Here is a 14,428-nt window from a genome sequence, read left to right as displayed (position 1 = left end):
AGTCTGCATAGGATGCGCCCGTCAAGCCAGGAGAATCACCCATGTACCTGCCCGCCGCCTTCCGCCAGGACGATCTCTCCGAGCTGCACCGGCTGATCGCCGACAGCCGCCTGGCCACCCTGGTCAGCCACGGCGCGGACGGCCTGCAGGCCAGCCACCTGCCGTTGTTGCTGGTGCCGGAAGAGGGCGAATTCGGCACGCTCTACGGGCATGTCGCCCGGGCCAATCCGCACGGGCGAGTGCTCGCCGAAGGCGGTTCAGCGCTGGCGGTGTTCAGCGGGCCGGATGCCTACGTGAGCCCGTCCTGGTATCCGGCGAAGGCCGAGCACGGCAAAGTGGTGCCGACCTGGAACTACATCGCCGTCCACGCGCAGGGTCGCGCCGAGGTCTTCGACGAGCCGGCGCGGCTGCTCGACCTGCTCGGCCGCCTCAGCGACCGTCACGAAGCCGGGCGCGCGCAGCCCTGGGCGCTGGGCGATGCGCCGCGCGACTATATCGATGCCATGCTGCGCGCCATCGTCGGTTTCGCATTGCCCATCGAGCGCCTGGAAGGCAAGTGGAAGCTCGGCCAGAACCGCAGCGCGGCAGACCAGCAGGGCGTGCGCGACGGCCTCGGCGCCAGCAGCGATGCGCGCGACCGCGAACTGGCGCAGCGCATGAATCACCCATCCTGAACCCACGCAGAAGGAACCCGCATGTCAACCCTCGAAATCCGCGCCGTCACCGCGGCCGACCATGACGCCTGGCTGCCGCTCTGGCAGGGCTATCTGACGTTCTATAAGAGCGAGCTGGCCGAAGGCACCACGCCGGTCACCTGGCAGCGCTTCCTCGACCCGGCCGAGCCGATGCACGCGGCGCTGGCCTGGCAGGACGGCCGCGCCGTCGCCCTGGTGCACTGGATCTTCCATCGCTCCTGCTGGACGCTGGGCGACTACTGCTACCTGCAGGACCTGTTCGTCGCCGACGGCCTGCGTGGCAGCGGCATCGGCCGGCGGATGATCGAGCACGTCTACGCGCAGGCCCGCGCCGCCGGCGCCTCGCGCGTGCACTGGCTAACCCACGAAACCAACACCGACGCCATGCAGCTCTACGACCGCATCGGCGACCGCTCCGGCTTCGTCCAGTACCGCAAGCTGTTCTGACCAGGAAGTGCCCCATGACCACCGAACGACACCTCGACTGGCAACCCGTCGCCGCGCCGTCGCATACCCCCATAGACGGCCGCTTCGTGCGGCTGGAACCGCTGGATAGCGCACGCCACGGCGACGATCTGTGGCGGGCGCTGCAGGGGCCGGAGGCAGACCCGCTGCTGTGGGAATACCTGCCGTACGGGCCATTCGCCGAGCGCGCGCCCTTCGATGCCTGGCTGGCGGGCAACCAGGCCAGCGCCGATCCGCTGTTCTTCACCGTCATCGATCGCGCCAACGGGCGCGCGGTCGGCCTGCTCAGCTACCTGCGCCTGGCGCCGAAGGACGGCTGCATCGAGATCGGCCACATCGCCTTCGGCCGCGTCATGCAGCGCACGCCGGGTTCGACCGAGGCGGTCTACCTGCTGGCGCAGCGGGTGATGGGCGAGCTGGGCTACCGCCGTCTGGAATGGAAGTGCAACGCGCTCAACGCCCGCTCGATGCGCGCGGCGCAGCGCCTGGGCTTCGTCCACGAAGGCACCTTCCGCCAGCACATGGTGGTCAAGGGGCGCAACCGCGACAGCGCCTGGTTCTCCCTGCTCGACAGCGAATGGCCGCGCTGCCAGGCGGCGTTCGCGCGCTGGCTGGGCGAGGACAACTTCGATGGGGAAGGGCGCCAGAAGCAGAGCCTGGAAGCACTGCGCGGCTGAGGGGCGGCCGGCGCTTCAGGCCGCCGGTTCGTTGCTCAGCCTGAGCGTCACCTTGTTCTGGTTCAGGCACTGCAGCAGCTTGCCGGTGGGCTGCTGGTCGGTGATCAGGCAGTCGACCTGGTGCCAGGAGGCGTAGCGACCGGGGAAGGTGCTGTTGAACTTGGAATGGTCGGCGACGATCAGCGTCTTGCTCGAACGCTGCATCATCGTGCTGTACACCGCGCTGCAGTCGATCAGCGCATCGCTGGCGCCGTCATCCGACAGACCGCTGGCGCCGAGAATCGCGTAGTCCGCGGAAAAGCCGTTGAGGAAGGCGATGGTGTGCGCGCCGACCATCGCGCCCTCGGTGGCGTGGTACTCGCCGGGCAGCACGATGACGCGGATGGTCGGGTTGATCGACAGCACCGTGGCCACGCCGAAGGAATGCGTGAGCACGGTGATGTCCTTCATCTCGGTGGCGATGCGCCGGGCCACGTGCACGGTGGTGGAGCCGGAGCCGAGCATGAGGATCTGCGCGTCCTCGATCAGTTGCACGGTGGCCCGCGCGATGCGTTCGCGCTCGTTGATGTAGAGGCGGTGGCGTTCGGTCAGCGAGGGTTCGGTGGCGATGGCGCGCACGGCGCCGCCGTAGGTGCGGTTCAGGTGACCACCCTGGGTCAGCTCGTCGAGGTCGCGGCGGATGGTTTCGGTGGACACGTTGTGCAGGCGGGCCAGGTCGACGATGCGCAGGCTCGGCGCATTGTTGAGTTCCGCCATGATCTTGGCCTGGCGTGCGGTTTTCGCTCTGGACATGAGCCCTCGAATCACTGCGTTGAAGGTGGGCGCCAACTGTGGGATTCACCACAAAAAGGCCTACGGATTGCGCATGGTAGATCATTAGCCCCCGTGCGGGAACGCCCGGCGCTGTCACCCGCGTGCGCGGCGTTGAAGGCTTTCCCGTCGCACGAAATGTGGTCGTCTCGGCCTGAAAATGTTGCAAGCGCAATATTTATCCTTGTTGCTGTGGTTCAAATGTTGTACTTCTAGCGCACCAAGGTTGTGGGGATTGTCATGTTGTACGAGAGCGAATTTCTTCAGCGGCTCGAAGCCGGGCTGCGCGGGGCGCTGCCGAACTGGGGTCTGCCGGAAGATGCGGCGGTCAGATTGCTGGCGATCTCGGAGAACGCCACCTATCTGGTTGAGGACACTGCCACAAAACGCCGGCAGGTGATTCGCGTGCAGCGCCCCGACTATCACAGCGTCGCCGAGATCGAGTCCGAGCTGAGCTGGATTCTCGCGTTGCGCGAGTCCGGCCTGGTCAGCGCTCCGGCGCCGATTCCCACCGTCGACGGGCGCTTGCTGTGCTCCTTCGCCGATGGCGACACGGTGCGCCACGTCGCCGCCTTCGAGTGGATGCCGGGCAGCGAACCGGACGCCGCCGGCGACCTCGCCGAGTGGTATCGCGTGCTCGGCCAGATCAACGCGCGCCTGCACCAGCACAGCCGCAGCTGGGTCAAGCCAGAGGGCTTCGTGCGCAAGGTGTGGGACTTCGACACCATCATCGGCCCGCGGGCGCACTGGGGCGACTGGCGCCAGGCGCTGGGCCTCGACGCGCACGGGCGCGACGTGCTGGAACGTACCCAGGCGCTGCTGCGCGCGCAGACCGCGGCCTACGGCACCGATGCGCAGCGTTTCGGTCTGGTGCACTGCGACATGCGCCCGGCCAACCTGCTGGTGCATGGCGACCGCCTCAGCGTGATCGACTTCGACGACTGCGGGTTGAGCTGGTACGCCTACGACTTCGCCGCCTGCGTCAGCTTCCTCGAGGAAGACCCGCGGATACCGGACTTCCTCGCCGCCTGGCTGGACGGCTATCGCAGCGTCGCCGAGTTGCCCCGGGAGGACGAGGACGCCATCCCCATGCTGCTGATGCTGCGCCGCATGCAACTTACCGCCTGGATCGCCAGCCACGCCGAAACGCCCACCGCGCAGTCGATGGGCGAGGACTACACCCGCGGCACCGTTGCCCTGGCCGAGCGCTACCTGAGCGCCTATGCAGAGAAGGACCCGAGATGACCGAGTCGAAGCAAATCCTCCAGTTGAACCGCTTCGACATGGCCAGCGCCGAGCGCCTCGACGCGCGCCTGGCGACGCTGGTCGAGCGGCGCCGCGCCTCGTTCGGCGCCTCCTCGGTGCTGTTCTACCAGAAGCCGCTGGAGATTGTTCGCGCCGAGGGCGTGACCATGTTCGATGCGGCCGGCAAGGCCTACCTGGACGTCTACAACAACGTGCCCACCGTCGGCCACTGCCACCCGCAAGTGGTCGAGGCGATCAGCCGCCAGGCCGCGCTGCTCGCCACCAACAGCCGCTACCTGTACGAGAACCTGCATACCTACGCGGAAACCCTGCTGGCGACCTTTCCGGCGTCGCTGTCGAACCTGGTGCTGACCTGTACCGGCAGCGAAAGCAACGACATCGCCCTGCGCATGGCGCAGACCCACACCGGCGGCAACGGCTTCGTGGTGACCGAGACGGCCTACCACGGCAACACCACGGCGGTGATGGAAATCTCGCCGTCGTCGTACCGCAAGGGCAGCCCGTTGCCGCCGCACATCCGCACCATCCCGGCGCCGGACAGCTATCACCTGGAGCCGGGGCAGAAGGTCGGCACGGTGTTCGCCGCGCACCTGCGCGCGGCCATCGCCGACCTGCAGAACAACGGCATCACCTTCGCCGGGCTGGTGGTGGACACGGTGTTCTCCAGCGACGGCGTGTTCGCCGATCCCGCCGGATTTCTTGCCGAGGCGCTGGCCGTGGTGCACGAGGCGGGCGGGCTGTTCATCGCCGACGAGGTGCAGCCGGGCTTCGGCCGCACCGGCAAGGGCCACTGGTGCTTCGCCCGGCACGGCATCGAGCCGGACATCGTCACCCTGGGCAAACCCATGGGCAACGGCTACCCCATGGCCGGTGTCGTCACCCGCCCGGAACTGCTCGAGGCGTTCTGCGCCGAAACCGGCTACTTCAACACCTTCGGCGCCAACCCGGTGGCCGCCGCGGCCGGTCTCGCGGTGTTGCAGGTGATCGAGCAGGAAGGGCTGATCGCCAACGCCGACCGGATCGGCACGCTGCTGCGCGACGGCCTGCGCGACCTCGGTCGTCGCGACGAACGGATCGGCGACGTGCGTGGCGCCGGCCTGTTCATCGGCCTGGAGTTCAGTCGTGGCCAGCGCGAGCCGGATGCCAACCTGGCGGCCTACGTGATCAACGCGATGAAGGAGGAGGGCATCCTGATCGGCGCGGCCGGCGCCTACGGCAACGTCCTGAAGATCCGTCCGGCGCTGTGCTTCGGCGAGGACAACGCCGGCTTCTTCGTCGACACGCTGGAGAAGGTGTTGCGCGGGGTTTGAGTGGCAGTGATATGAAGAAAGGCGGGCCTGAAGCCCGCCTTTTTTTTGGGGGGCGGATCGCGAGCGAGCTCGCTCCTACACAGGCGAGCCAGCTTGCGCTGCTGCTTGGCGGCGAACCGCCGTAGGGTGGGCTTCAGCCCACGCGATACGCCGATGCTTGGGGTGGCGGTGGGCTGAAGCCCACCCTACCGCTCTGTGGTGATTCCAAACATTATTTGCGGATGAACGCGAAAACGTAGGGTGGGCTTCAGCCCACGCGATACACCGATGCTTGGGGGCGGCGGTGGGCTGAAGCCCACCCTACCGCTCTGTGGTGAATCCAAACATTTTTTGCGGATGAACGCGAAGCCGTAGGGTGGGCTTCAGCCCACGCGATACGCCGATGCCTGGGGCGGCGGTGCGCCGGTGCCGCTTGGCGAGCAGCGGATCGTGAGCGAGCGGCTCCTGCATGGGCGCTCGGGGTGCGTCTCAACCCAGCGCGGCGCTGGATTCGGGGAGGACCTGGCCGCCGTCGATCACCAGCGTCTGGCCGGTGATGAAGCCGGCTTCGCGGGTGGAGAAGAACAGCACCGCGTTGGCGATGTCGTCCACCGAGCCGAGGCGGCGCAGCGGGATCGAGGCGGCCATTTCCGCCTGGTAGTCGGCGCCCATGCCGTCCAGGCCTTCGGTGAGGATGTTGCCGGGCATCACCGCGTTGATGGTGATCCCGGCGCTGGCCAGTTCGATGGCGGCGGTGCGCATGAAGCCCAGCTGCCCGGCCTTGCTCGCGGCGTAGTGCGACCAGCCCGGATAGCCGGTGATCGGGCCGGTGATGGAGGAGGTGAGGACGATGCGGCCGAAGCCGTTCTTCTTCATCACCGGCAGGACCGCCTTGGTGCTGAGGAAGCTGCTGCGCAGGTTGGTGGCGATCACGTGGTCGAAGTCCGCCGTGGTCATGTCCTCGATGCGCGCCGAGGGAAAGATCCCGGCGTTGGCGGCGAGCACGTCCACCGAGCCGTAGCGTTCCACGGCGGCGTTCACCATCGCCTGGCAGGCCGATTCCTCGCTCACGTCGGCGGCGAACGCCGAGGCGTTGGCGCCGATGCCCTCGGCCACCGCCTGCGCGTCGGCGAGCGAGCGCGACACCACCAGCACGTTCAGCCCGGCCTGGCCGAAGCGTTTGGCGATGCCCAGGCCGATCCCGCGGCTGGCGCCCGTCACGATGACGGTTTTGTTTTGTAGTGACTCAAACATTTGGTGGTCCTCTCTGAATAGTGACAGATCCCTGGCAAAATACAGACCACCAATGAAATCGATAAAAATCAATTAGTTATTAATTTTATGCTCGAATCGAACGGATTTCGTGCTGCTTTTTAGTGCGTGAAGGTCCACATCTGGTGCGAAAAAAAATGTTGAACCTGCCTCATTCGTGAGTTCTACTCGACGCATCGCTGAACCACGCCCCCGTCCGGGTAGGAGAGAAGATGAACGATCTGTCGAGAAGGAAATTGCTGAAGATGATGGGGGCTGGCGCCGGTGCGATGGCGCTGGGCGGTGGCACGCTGCTGGGCGGCTCGTCGGCCTTCGCGGCGGCGCGCAGCAAGGAGCTGAACATCCTCTGCTGGGAAGGCTACAACTCGGCGCAGGTGCTCGACCCGTTCCGCTCGATGACCGGGGCGACGGTGAAGGCCGAGAGCCTCACCAACGACCCCACCATGATCAACCGTCTGCGCGGTGGCGAGACCAACGTCTGGGACCTGATCAACGTGAACAACCCGTGGGCGCGCAAGGTCATGGCCCCCGCGGGACTGATCAAGTCGCTGCCACGCGCCGAGTTCGAGCCCTATTTCGACGCCATGCTGCCGGAGTTCAAGGCCCCCTATAAGTGGGCGATGAGCGAGGACGGCAAGGACCTGCTGGGCATGGCGCAGCGCTTCGGGCCGTTCAACTACGTGGTGAACACCAAGAAGATCAGCCGTGCCAGCGCCGAGGACACCGGCTGGGACCTGTTCAACGACAAGGCCCTGGCCGGCAAGTACGGCATCCAGGAGTCGGACGACTGGAACGTCTTCGATATCTTCCTGATCGCCGGCATCAACCCCTTCGTCAAGCACACGCCGGCGGAGATGGAGGCGTTCCAGCAGACCGCGGTGAAGGTCTTCAAGGGCGCGAAGATGGTCGGCGACGTCGCCAGCCTGAACCAGGCGATGATCTCCGGCGAGATCGACCTGTACCTCACCGGCGGCACCTACACCGCCTCGCCGGCGCGCGCCGACGGCTACCCGGAAATACGCGGCATCACGCCGCTGCGCGGGCCGATCGACGGCAAGGGCGGGGTTTCCTGGATCGAGATCACCTCGGTGGTGAACAACCCCAACGTCTCGCCGCTGGCCACCGAATTCCTCAAGTACGTGCAGAAGCCCGACGTCGCCCACCAGGTGGCGTTCGCCGAGGGCACCTTCAACCCGGTCAGCCAGATGGGCAACCCGGAGTGCTTCAAGCTGTTCACCCAGGAAGAGCTGGACATCATCCAGTGGGACAGCCTGGCCGAGGAAATGAGCCGCTGCGTCGAGTACGACATCGTTCCCGAGTACGCCGAGGCACTGGACATGATCACCGCCGCCAAGCGCATGCGCTGATCGCGACACCCGTGGGCCGGGCGCCATCGGATGACGCGCGCCCGCGCCGCCAACTGGCCCCATCGCCCGCTCACGCGCCTGCTGCTGGCCGGCGCGTGGGCGGGACCCTGCACGTCCCGTAATCGAACAAGGCACGACTATGAGCAGCGCATTGAATGACGTCGCCAAGGCACCGCTACCGATTCTGCAACTGGTGGATGTCTACAAGCGTTTCAACGAGTTCACCGCGGTCAGCGGCATTTCACTGAACATCCTCGACGGCGAGTTCCTCACCGTGGTCGGCCCGTCCGGCTCCGGCAAGACCACGCTGCTGCGCATGCTGGCCGGCATGGAGGCGCCGAGCGACGGCAACATCACCCTGCGCGGCGAGCTGATCAACAACGTCCCGGCTAAACAGCGGCCGACCTGCCTGGTGTTCCAGTCGCTGGCGCTGTTCCCGCACAAGACCGTCGGCGAGAACATCGAATTCCCGCTCAAGGTGAAGAACGTCCCGCCGGCGCAGCGCAAGGAGCGCGCGCTGGAGCTGCTGCGCATGCTGCGCCTGCCGGAGAGCTACTACGGCAAGAACGTGATGAAGTGTTCCGGCGGCGAGAAGCAGCGCGTCGCGCTGGCCCGCGCCTTCGCCTACGACCCCGATGTGCTGCTGTTTGACGAGCCGCTGTCGGCGCTCGACTACAAGCTGAAGAAGGTGCTGGAGAAGGAGCTCAAGGACCTGCACCGCGAGAGCGGCAAGACCTTCGTCTACATCACCCACTCGCTGGAGGAGGCGATGGTGATGTCCGACCGCATCGCGGTGATGAGTGCCGGCAAGATCGTCCAGATCGGTACGCCGGAGAGCATCTACGCGCGGCCGGAAACCGAATTCGTCGCCGAGTTCTTCGGCGAGGTGAACAAGTTTCCGCTGGTGCGCGAAGCCGACCGCTGGTTCAGCGCCGACACCGACAGCGCCGTGACCCTGACCCTGCCCGAATCGCTGCAGGGCGCCCAGGCGGCCACGCTGATCGTGCGCCCCGAGTACATGCGCTTCGCCAGCGCGCCGGACGAGTTCGACAACGTCATCCGCGGCAGCGTATTCAACGAGTATTCGCTGGGTTCGCGCATCCAGTACCAGGTGCGTTGCGGCGAAAAGAGCGTGCTCATCGAGATCCCGCGCACCCTGGCGCGCGATGCGGCCCTCGACCAGCAGGTGATGATCGGCTGGAACGCCGCCGATGCCTTCGTGGCGGAGGCCTGAGATGCACGATTCCGACGCGCCACCCGTGGTTTCCACCGGCCTGCGCTACGCCAGCCCGGTGCTGCTCTTCCTGCTGCTGGGCTTCCTCGCGCCGCTGGTCACCGTGGTCGCCTACGCCTTCGCCTCGCCGAAGAGCTTCGAGGTGTTCACCTCGTTCACCCTGGCCAACTTCTCCGCGGTGCTGGATTCCTCCAACACCGTGTGGACCTCGTTCGTCTGGTCGCTGGGGCTGGCCGCGGCCTGCACGATCATCCTGGCGCTGATCGCCTATCCGATCGCCTACGGCCTCAACCACGCGTTCGGGCGTTTCTCCTCGCTGGTCAGCGTGCTCTTCGTGTTCCCGCTGTTCATCTCGGAAAACGTCCGCCTCTATGGCTGGGTGCAGTTCTTCATCAAGAACGGCGTGGTCGACGGCCTGCTCAACGCCGTTGGCATGGGGCCGGGCCCCGAGGTGCTCTACACGCCGGGGATCACGCTGTTCGGCATGGTCTACGTGTACCTGCCGTTCATGCTGTTCCCGATGACCCTGGGCCTGTCGATGGTGCCGCGCGACCTGATCGACGCGGCCGCCGACCTCGGCGCCGGGCGCTTCATGGTCTGGCGCGAGGTCGAGCTGCCGCTGGCGATGCCCGGCATCCTCATCGGCATGCTGCTGACCTTCGTCCTCGCCGTCGGCGCGGTGGCCGAGGCGAAGATTCTCGGCGGGCAATCGGTGATCACCGTGGTGCACGACATCGAGATCGCCTTCACCTACGCCCAGGACTGGCCGCTCGGTGCCGCGCTGGCCGTGCTGCTGGTGCTGATCATCGGCGGGCTGACCCTGGCGGTGCTTTCCAGGCTGGACCTCGACCGCGTGCTGGGGAGACGCTGAGCATGAGAACCCAAGCGAAGATCCGTTCCGAATTCTTCATCCGCAGCTGGGCCGCCTTCGTGCTCATCGCGATCTACCTGCCGATCGTCTGCAGCGCGCTGGCCGGGCTGTCGAAGAGCCGCTACTTCCTGTTCCCGGTGCGCCAGTTCTCGCTGGACTGGTGGCAGCGCACGCTGGCCTCGCTGGAGGTGCAGACGCTGGTGCAGAACTCGATCACCGTCGCCCTGCTGGTGACGCTGATCTCGGTGCTGCTGGCGTTCTTCGGCGCGCTGGCGTTCGCCCGCTACGAGTGGAAGGGACGCAAGCTGTACCAGAAGCTGCTGCTGTTGCCGATCTTCTTCCCGCAGGCCGTGCTTGGCCTGGCGCTGCTGCTGTGGATGAACGCCCTGGGTATCACGCCGAGCTGGCGCACCGCGGTGGTCGCGCACCTGGTGTGGATCGTGCCGGTGGTGACGCTGGTGATCGCGATCCAGGTCTACAGCTACGACGCGACCCTGGAAGAGGCCGCCATCGACCTGGGCGCCGGCCGCCTGTTCATCTTCAAGGAGATCACCCTGCCGCTGCTGTGGCCGGGCATCTGGTCCGGCGCGCTGTTCGCCTTCCTGCTGTCCTGGGGCAACTTCCCGCTGTCGCTGTACACCGCCGGCGCCGACTCCACGGTGCCCAAGTGGCTGTACTCGAAGATGGTCGCCGGCTACACGCCGATGGTTCCGGCGCTGGGCACCATGAGCACGCTCAGCGCGGCGAGCCTGCTGCTGCTCGGCGGCGCGGTGATCGCGGTGATCCGCCGGCGCCGGCAGAAGTAACGCGTGCCTGGCGTGCGCCGGGCGCGTCGGCGGCGACGATTGCACCTGCAAAAAGCTAGAGCGAAGGCTCTGTTCTCGGCATCATGGCAGGCTCAGGGAGTTTCCCGCCGCCTGACCCGGACAGTCGATGAGCCTTACAACGCCTGGTAGCCTGACGCGCCTCGATGCCGGCGATGCCCCGACCCTGCGCATCGCCGGCGACTGGGTGCTGGCCGACTACATGCGGCTGGAGCGCGAAGTCGTCTCGGCCCAGGGCGCCGAACCCCCACGGCATTTCGATCTCAGCCACCTCGGCCAGCTCGATACCGCCGGCGCCGCGCTGCTGGTGCGGCTGCTGGGCGTCGAACGCGCGGCCACCCAGGAGTGCCTGCCGGCCAAGCAGCAGGCCTTGCTGACGCTGGTGGCGCGCTCGCAGGCGGACCAGGCGCCGCTGTCACCGCCCGCGCCGCGCGCCGCCTACCTGGAACTGCTCGAGCGCATCGGTGCGTCGATGGTCGAGCACTGGTGCAACCTGGTGGAGATGCTGGGCTTCATCGGGCTGATCCTGCAATCGCTGCTCGGCTACCTGCTGCGCCCGCAGCGCTGGCGGCTGACCTCGATGGTCGCGCACCTGGAACAGACCGGGCTGAACGCGGTGCCCATCGTCGCGCTGCTGACCTTCATGGTCGGCGCGGTGGTGTCGTTCCTCGGCGCCACCGTGCTGCAGAGCTTCGGCGCGACCCTGTTCACCGTGAACCTGGTGGCCTATTCGTTCCTCCGCGAATTCGGCGTGCTGCTCGCCGCGATCCTCATCGCCGGGCGCACCGCCAGCGCCTTCACCGCGCAGATCGGCTCGATGCGCGCCAACGAGGAGATCGACGCGATCCGCACCCTCGGCCTCGATCCGGTCGAGCTGCTGGTGCTGCCGCGCCTGCTGGCGCTGCTGGTCGCACTGCCGATCCTCACCTTCGTCGGCATGCTCAGCGGCATCCTCGGCGGGCTGGCGGTGTGCGCCATCGCGCTGGACATCTCGCCCGGCATGTTCCTCAACATCGTGCACAGCGACATCGGCGTCAGCCACCTGGTGGTCGGTCTGGCGAAGGCGCCGCTGTTCGCCTTCCTGATCGCCGTGATCGGCTGCCTGGAAGGCTTCAAGGTCAGCGGCAGTGCGCAGTCGGTGGGCGAGCACACCACCATCAGCGTGGTGAAATCGATCTTCGTGGTGATCCTGCTGGATGCGCTGGTGGCCCTGTTCTGCATGGAGATGGACTGGTGAGCGAGGCGATCGTCGAAGTCCGCGACCTGAGCAACCGTTTCGGCCCGCAGGTGGTGCACGAGCACCTCGACCTGGACATCCGCCGTGGCGAAATCCTCGCCGTGGTCGGCGGTTCGGGCAGCGGCAAGTCGGTGCTGCTGCGCACCCTGATCGGCCTCAACCGGCCCAGCGCCGGCAGCGTGCGGGTGTTCGGCGAGGACCTGCTGACCCTGCCCGAGCAGCGCCGTTCGCGTGTCGAACGGCGCTTCGGCGTGCTCTTCCAGCAGGGCGCGCTGTTTTCCTCGCTGACGGTGATCGAGAACATCGCCTTGCCGCTGATCGAGCACGCCGGCCTCTCGCGCGCCTCGGCCGAGCGCCTGGCCGCCGTCAAGCTGGCGCTGGCCGGGTTGCCGGCGAACGCCGGCGACAAGTACCCGGCCTCGCTGTCCGGCGGCATGATCAAGCGCGCCGCGCTGGCCCGCGCGCTGGCACTGGACCCGGACATCCTGTTCCTCGACGAGCCCACCGCCGGGCTCGACCCGATCGGCGCGGCGGCGTTCGACCAGCTCATCCTCACCCTGCGCGAGGCGCTGGGGTTGTCGGTGTTCCTCGTCACCCACGACCTCGACACCCTCTACGCGATCAGCGACCGCATCGCCGTGCTGTCGCAGAAGCGCGTGCTGGTGGCCGATCGCCTCGAGGTGGTGGCGGCGTACGACGACGCCTGGATTCGCGACTACTTTCACGGCCCGCGCGCGCGTGCCGCCGAACACACCCATGCATTCCTGCGGGAGACGGATTGATGGAAACCCGAGCCCATCACGTATTGATCGGACTGTTCACGGTGATCGCCATCGCCGCTGCCATGCTCTTCGCCTTCTGGCTGGGGCGCTCCGGGGAGGGCGAGTTCAACCGCTACCGGGTGGTCTTCAAGGAGGCGGTCAGCGGCCTTTCGCAGGGCAGCACCGTGCAGTACAGCGGCATTCGCGTCGGCGAGGTGGAGGAGCTTCACCTCGACCCGAACGACCCGCGTCGTGTGGTGGCGCAGATCCGCATCGTCGCGACCACGCCGATCAAGCTGGACACCCGCGCCAAGCTGTCGATGAACGGCATCACCGGCACCTCGCAGATCCAGCTCAGCGGCGGCACGCCGGAAAGCCAGCCGCTGGTGGCGCAGAACGGCGAGCCGCCGATCATCGTCGCCGATCCGTCACCGATCGCCCGCCTGCTGGCCAACGGCGAGGACCTGATGACCGGCGTCACCCAGGCGCTGACGGGGATCAACCGCATGCTCTCCGAGGGCAACGCCGAACGCATCAGCCGCACGCTGGACAACCTGCAGCAGGCCACCGCGATGATCGCCGACCAGCGCGACGACGTGCGCGAAATGGTCCACCAGCTGGCGCTGGCCAGCCAGCAGGCCAGCGCGACGCTGGAACAGACCACGCTGCTGATGCGCAATGCCAACGTTCTGGTCAACGACAAGGGCCGCGTTGTATTGGATCAGGCCGAGCAGACGCTGGCCTCGCTGGAGGGCAGCAGCACGCGGCTGGACGGCATCCTCGCCGCCAACAGCGATTCGCTGGCCATCGGCCTGCAGCGCCTTGGCGAACTCGGCCCGGCGATTCGCGAATTGCGCGAAACCCTGGCCTCGCTGCGCCAGGTCAGCCACGGCCTCAACGAAAACCCGGTGGGCTATCTGCTCGGGCGGGAACATGCACAGGAGTTCGAGCCATGATCCGCGTTTTTCCGGGGCGCTCCCTCGCCCTGCTGGCCGGCGCGCTGCTGCTGAGCGGCTGCTCGGCGCTGTCGCAGCCGGAGACGGTGGACACCTACCTGCTTCCCGGCGGCCACTTCGCCAGTGCGGCCGCGCCGGCCGGCGCCGACGGCTCGCTGCGCGTCACCCGGCCGAAAGCCGCCGGCGGGCTGGAAGGCACGCGCATCGCCGTGCTGCCGCAGCCGGATCGGTTGAGTTTCTACAAGGGCGCGCGCTGGAGCGACGCCGCGCCGGTGCTGCTGCGCGACCGCCTGATCGAGGCGCTGCGCGCCGGCGGTGGCATCGCCCGGCTGAGCAGCGACGACGACAACCTGCGCGCCGACCGCGAACTGGGCGGCAACCTTCGCGCGTTCCAGAGCGAATATCAGGCTGGCCAGCCGCAGGTGCTGATCCGCTTCGACGCGCAACTGATCGATACCCGCAGCCGCGCGATCCTCGCCAGCCGGCGTTTCGAGGTGAGCCAGCCGGTGCAGGGCCGCGCGGTGCCCGAAGTCGTCGACGCCTTCGGCCGGGCCAGCGACGAGCTCGCCCTGCAGGTCGGCGGCTGGGTGTTGCAGGCGGGCGAGTAACGGGCGCGAGCAGCACCCGATCAGCCGGGCGACGCGCGATATCCGTCCGGATCGAACGAAAAACGGCCCCTCAGGGCCGTTTTTTTGTCCGCGTCC

General features: G+C 67.2%; 15 protein-coding genes. 13 read left to right on the top strand and 2 right to left on the bottom strand.

All coding sequences use genetic code 11. The annotated features are described in order from the left end of the window. Positions 1-41 precede the first annotated feature (41 nt). From B3E91_RS00425 to B3E91_RS00415, 3 genes are read left to right on the top strand one after another with little or no spacing between them, the layout of a single operon-like run. Positions 42-674: an FMN-binding negative transcriptional regulator gene (locus tag B3E91_RS00425; protein ID WP_287027886.1), complete on the top strand. Its 633-nt coding sequence runs from the start codon at positions 42-44 to the stop codon at positions 672-674. Between the two features lie 21 nt (positions 675-695). Further along, positions 696-1,142, top strand: coding sequence for a GNAT family N-acetyltransferase (locus B3E91_RS00420; RefSeq protein WP_287027884.1), 447 nt, complete (start codon positions 696-698; stop codon positions 1,140-1,142). Positions 1,143-1,156: 14 nt separating this feature from the next. Next, the gene (locus tag B3E91_RS00415) at positions 1,157-1,837 is read left to right on the top strand and encodes a GNAT family N-acetyltransferase (RefSeq protein WP_287027882.1); all 681 of its coding nucleotides are present in this window, start codon (positions 1,157-1,159) and stop codon (positions 1,835-1,837) included. A 15-nt stretch (positions 1,838-1,852) separates the two neighbouring features. Here the strand turns inward: B3E91_RS00415 and B3E91_RS00410 are convergent, their stop codons facing one another. Continuing rightward, on the bottom strand, positions 1,853-2,629 hold the full coding sequence (locus B3E91_RS00410; protein WP_273229656.1) for a DeoR/GlpR family DNA-binding transcription regulator: 777 nt from the start codon (positions 2,627-2,629) through the stop codon (positions 1,853-1,855). A 258-nt stretch (positions 2,630-2,887) separates the two neighbouring features. On the opposite strand from B3E91_RS00410, the gene B3E91_RS00405 reads away from it, so the two are divergent. Together B3E91_RS00405 and B3E91_RS00400 are read left to right on the top strand one after the other, a co-directional pair. Next, positions 2,888-3,892, top strand: a complete 1,005-nt coding sequence (locus B3E91_RS00405) for a phosphotransferase enzyme family protein (RefSeq protein ID WP_287027881.1) — start codon at positions 2,888-2,890, stop codon at positions 3,890-3,892. Next, positions 3,889-5,223: an aspartate aminotransferase family protein gene (locus B3E91_RS00400; RefSeq protein WP_287027880.1), complete on the top strand. Its 1,335-nt coding sequence runs from the start codon at positions 3,889-3,891 to the stop codon at positions 5,221-5,223. The genes B3E91_RS00405 and B3E91_RS00400 overlap by 4 nt, the downstream gene beginning before the upstream one ends. 468 nt (positions 5,224-5,691) lie before the next feature. Here B3E91_RS00400 and fabG read toward each other — a convergent pair whose 3' ends face one another. Continuing rightward, positions 5,692-6,456: a 3-oxoacyl-ACP reductase FabG gene (gene fabG / locus B3E91_RS00395; protein WP_282338831.1), complete on the bottom strand. Its 765-nt coding sequence runs from the start codon at positions 6,454-6,456 to the stop codon at positions 5,692-5,694. 230 nt (positions 6,457-6,686) lie between these two features. Here fabG and B3E91_RS00390 point away from each other — a divergent pair, with 230 nt between their 5' ends. From B3E91_RS00390 to B3E91_RS00355, 8 genes are all read left to right on the top strand, one after another. Next, a complete protein-coding gene (locus tag B3E91_RS00390) occupies positions 6,687-7,841 on the top strand; it encodes an ABC transporter substrate-binding protein (protein WP_090231580.1) in 1,155 nt (384 codons plus the stop codon). 139 nt (positions 7,842-7,980) lie between these two features. Further along, complete coding sequence (locus B3E91_RS00385; RefSeq protein WP_287027879.1) at positions 7,981-9,075, top strand: ABC transporter ATP-binding protein; 1,095 nt, start codon at positions 7,981-7,983, stop codon at positions 9,073-9,075. Between the two features lies 1 nt (position 9,076). After that, positions 9,077-9,946: an ABC transporter permease gene (locus tag B3E91_RS00380; protein ID WP_273229667.1), complete on the top strand. Its 870-nt coding sequence runs from the start codon at positions 9,077-9,079 to the stop codon at positions 9,944-9,946. A gap of 2 nt (positions 9,947-9,948) precedes the next feature. Then, a complete protein-coding gene (locus tag B3E91_RS00375; RefSeq protein WP_090231583.1) occupies positions 9,949-10,752 on the top strand; it encodes an ABC transporter permease in 804 nt (267 codons plus the stop codon). Positions 10,753-10,879: 127 nt separating this feature from the next. Continuing rightward, positions 10,880-12,007, top strand: coding sequence for an ABC transporter permease (locus tag B3E91_RS00370; RefSeq protein WP_287027878.1), 1,128 nt, complete (start codon positions 10,880-10,882; stop codon positions 12,005-12,007). Further along, a complete protein-coding gene (locus B3E91_RS00365) occupies positions 12,001-12,789 on the top strand; it encodes an ABC transporter ATP-binding protein (RefSeq protein WP_287027908.1) in 789 nt (262 codons plus the stop codon). The genes B3E91_RS00370 and B3E91_RS00365 overlap by 7 nt, the downstream gene beginning before the upstream one ends. Then, entirely contained in the window at positions 12,789-13,724 is a 936-nt protein-coding gene (locus B3E91_RS00360) for an MlaD family protein (RefSeq protein ID WP_287027877.1), read from the top strand. Before B3E91_RS00365 ends, B3E91_RS00360 begins: the two co-directional genes overlap by 1 nt. Then, complete coding sequence (locus B3E91_RS00355; RefSeq protein WP_287027876.1) at positions 13,721-14,332, top strand: ABC-type transport auxiliary lipoprotein family protein; 612 nt, start codon at positions 13,721-13,723, stop codon at positions 14,330-14,332. The genes B3E91_RS00360 and B3E91_RS00355 overlap by 4 nt, the downstream gene beginning before the upstream one ends. The last annotated feature ends 96 nt before the right edge of the window (positions 14,333-14,428 follow it).

Source organism: Pseudomonas sp. UBA6310 (assembly GCF_002438225.1).
GTDB lineage: Bacteria > Pseudomonadota > Gammaproteobacteria > Pseudomonadales > Pseudomonadaceae > Pseudomonas_O > Pseudomonas_O kuykendallii.
Note: the sequence above shows the minus strand (reverse complement) of the source record. Positions and strands in the feature narration are given on the sequence as shown.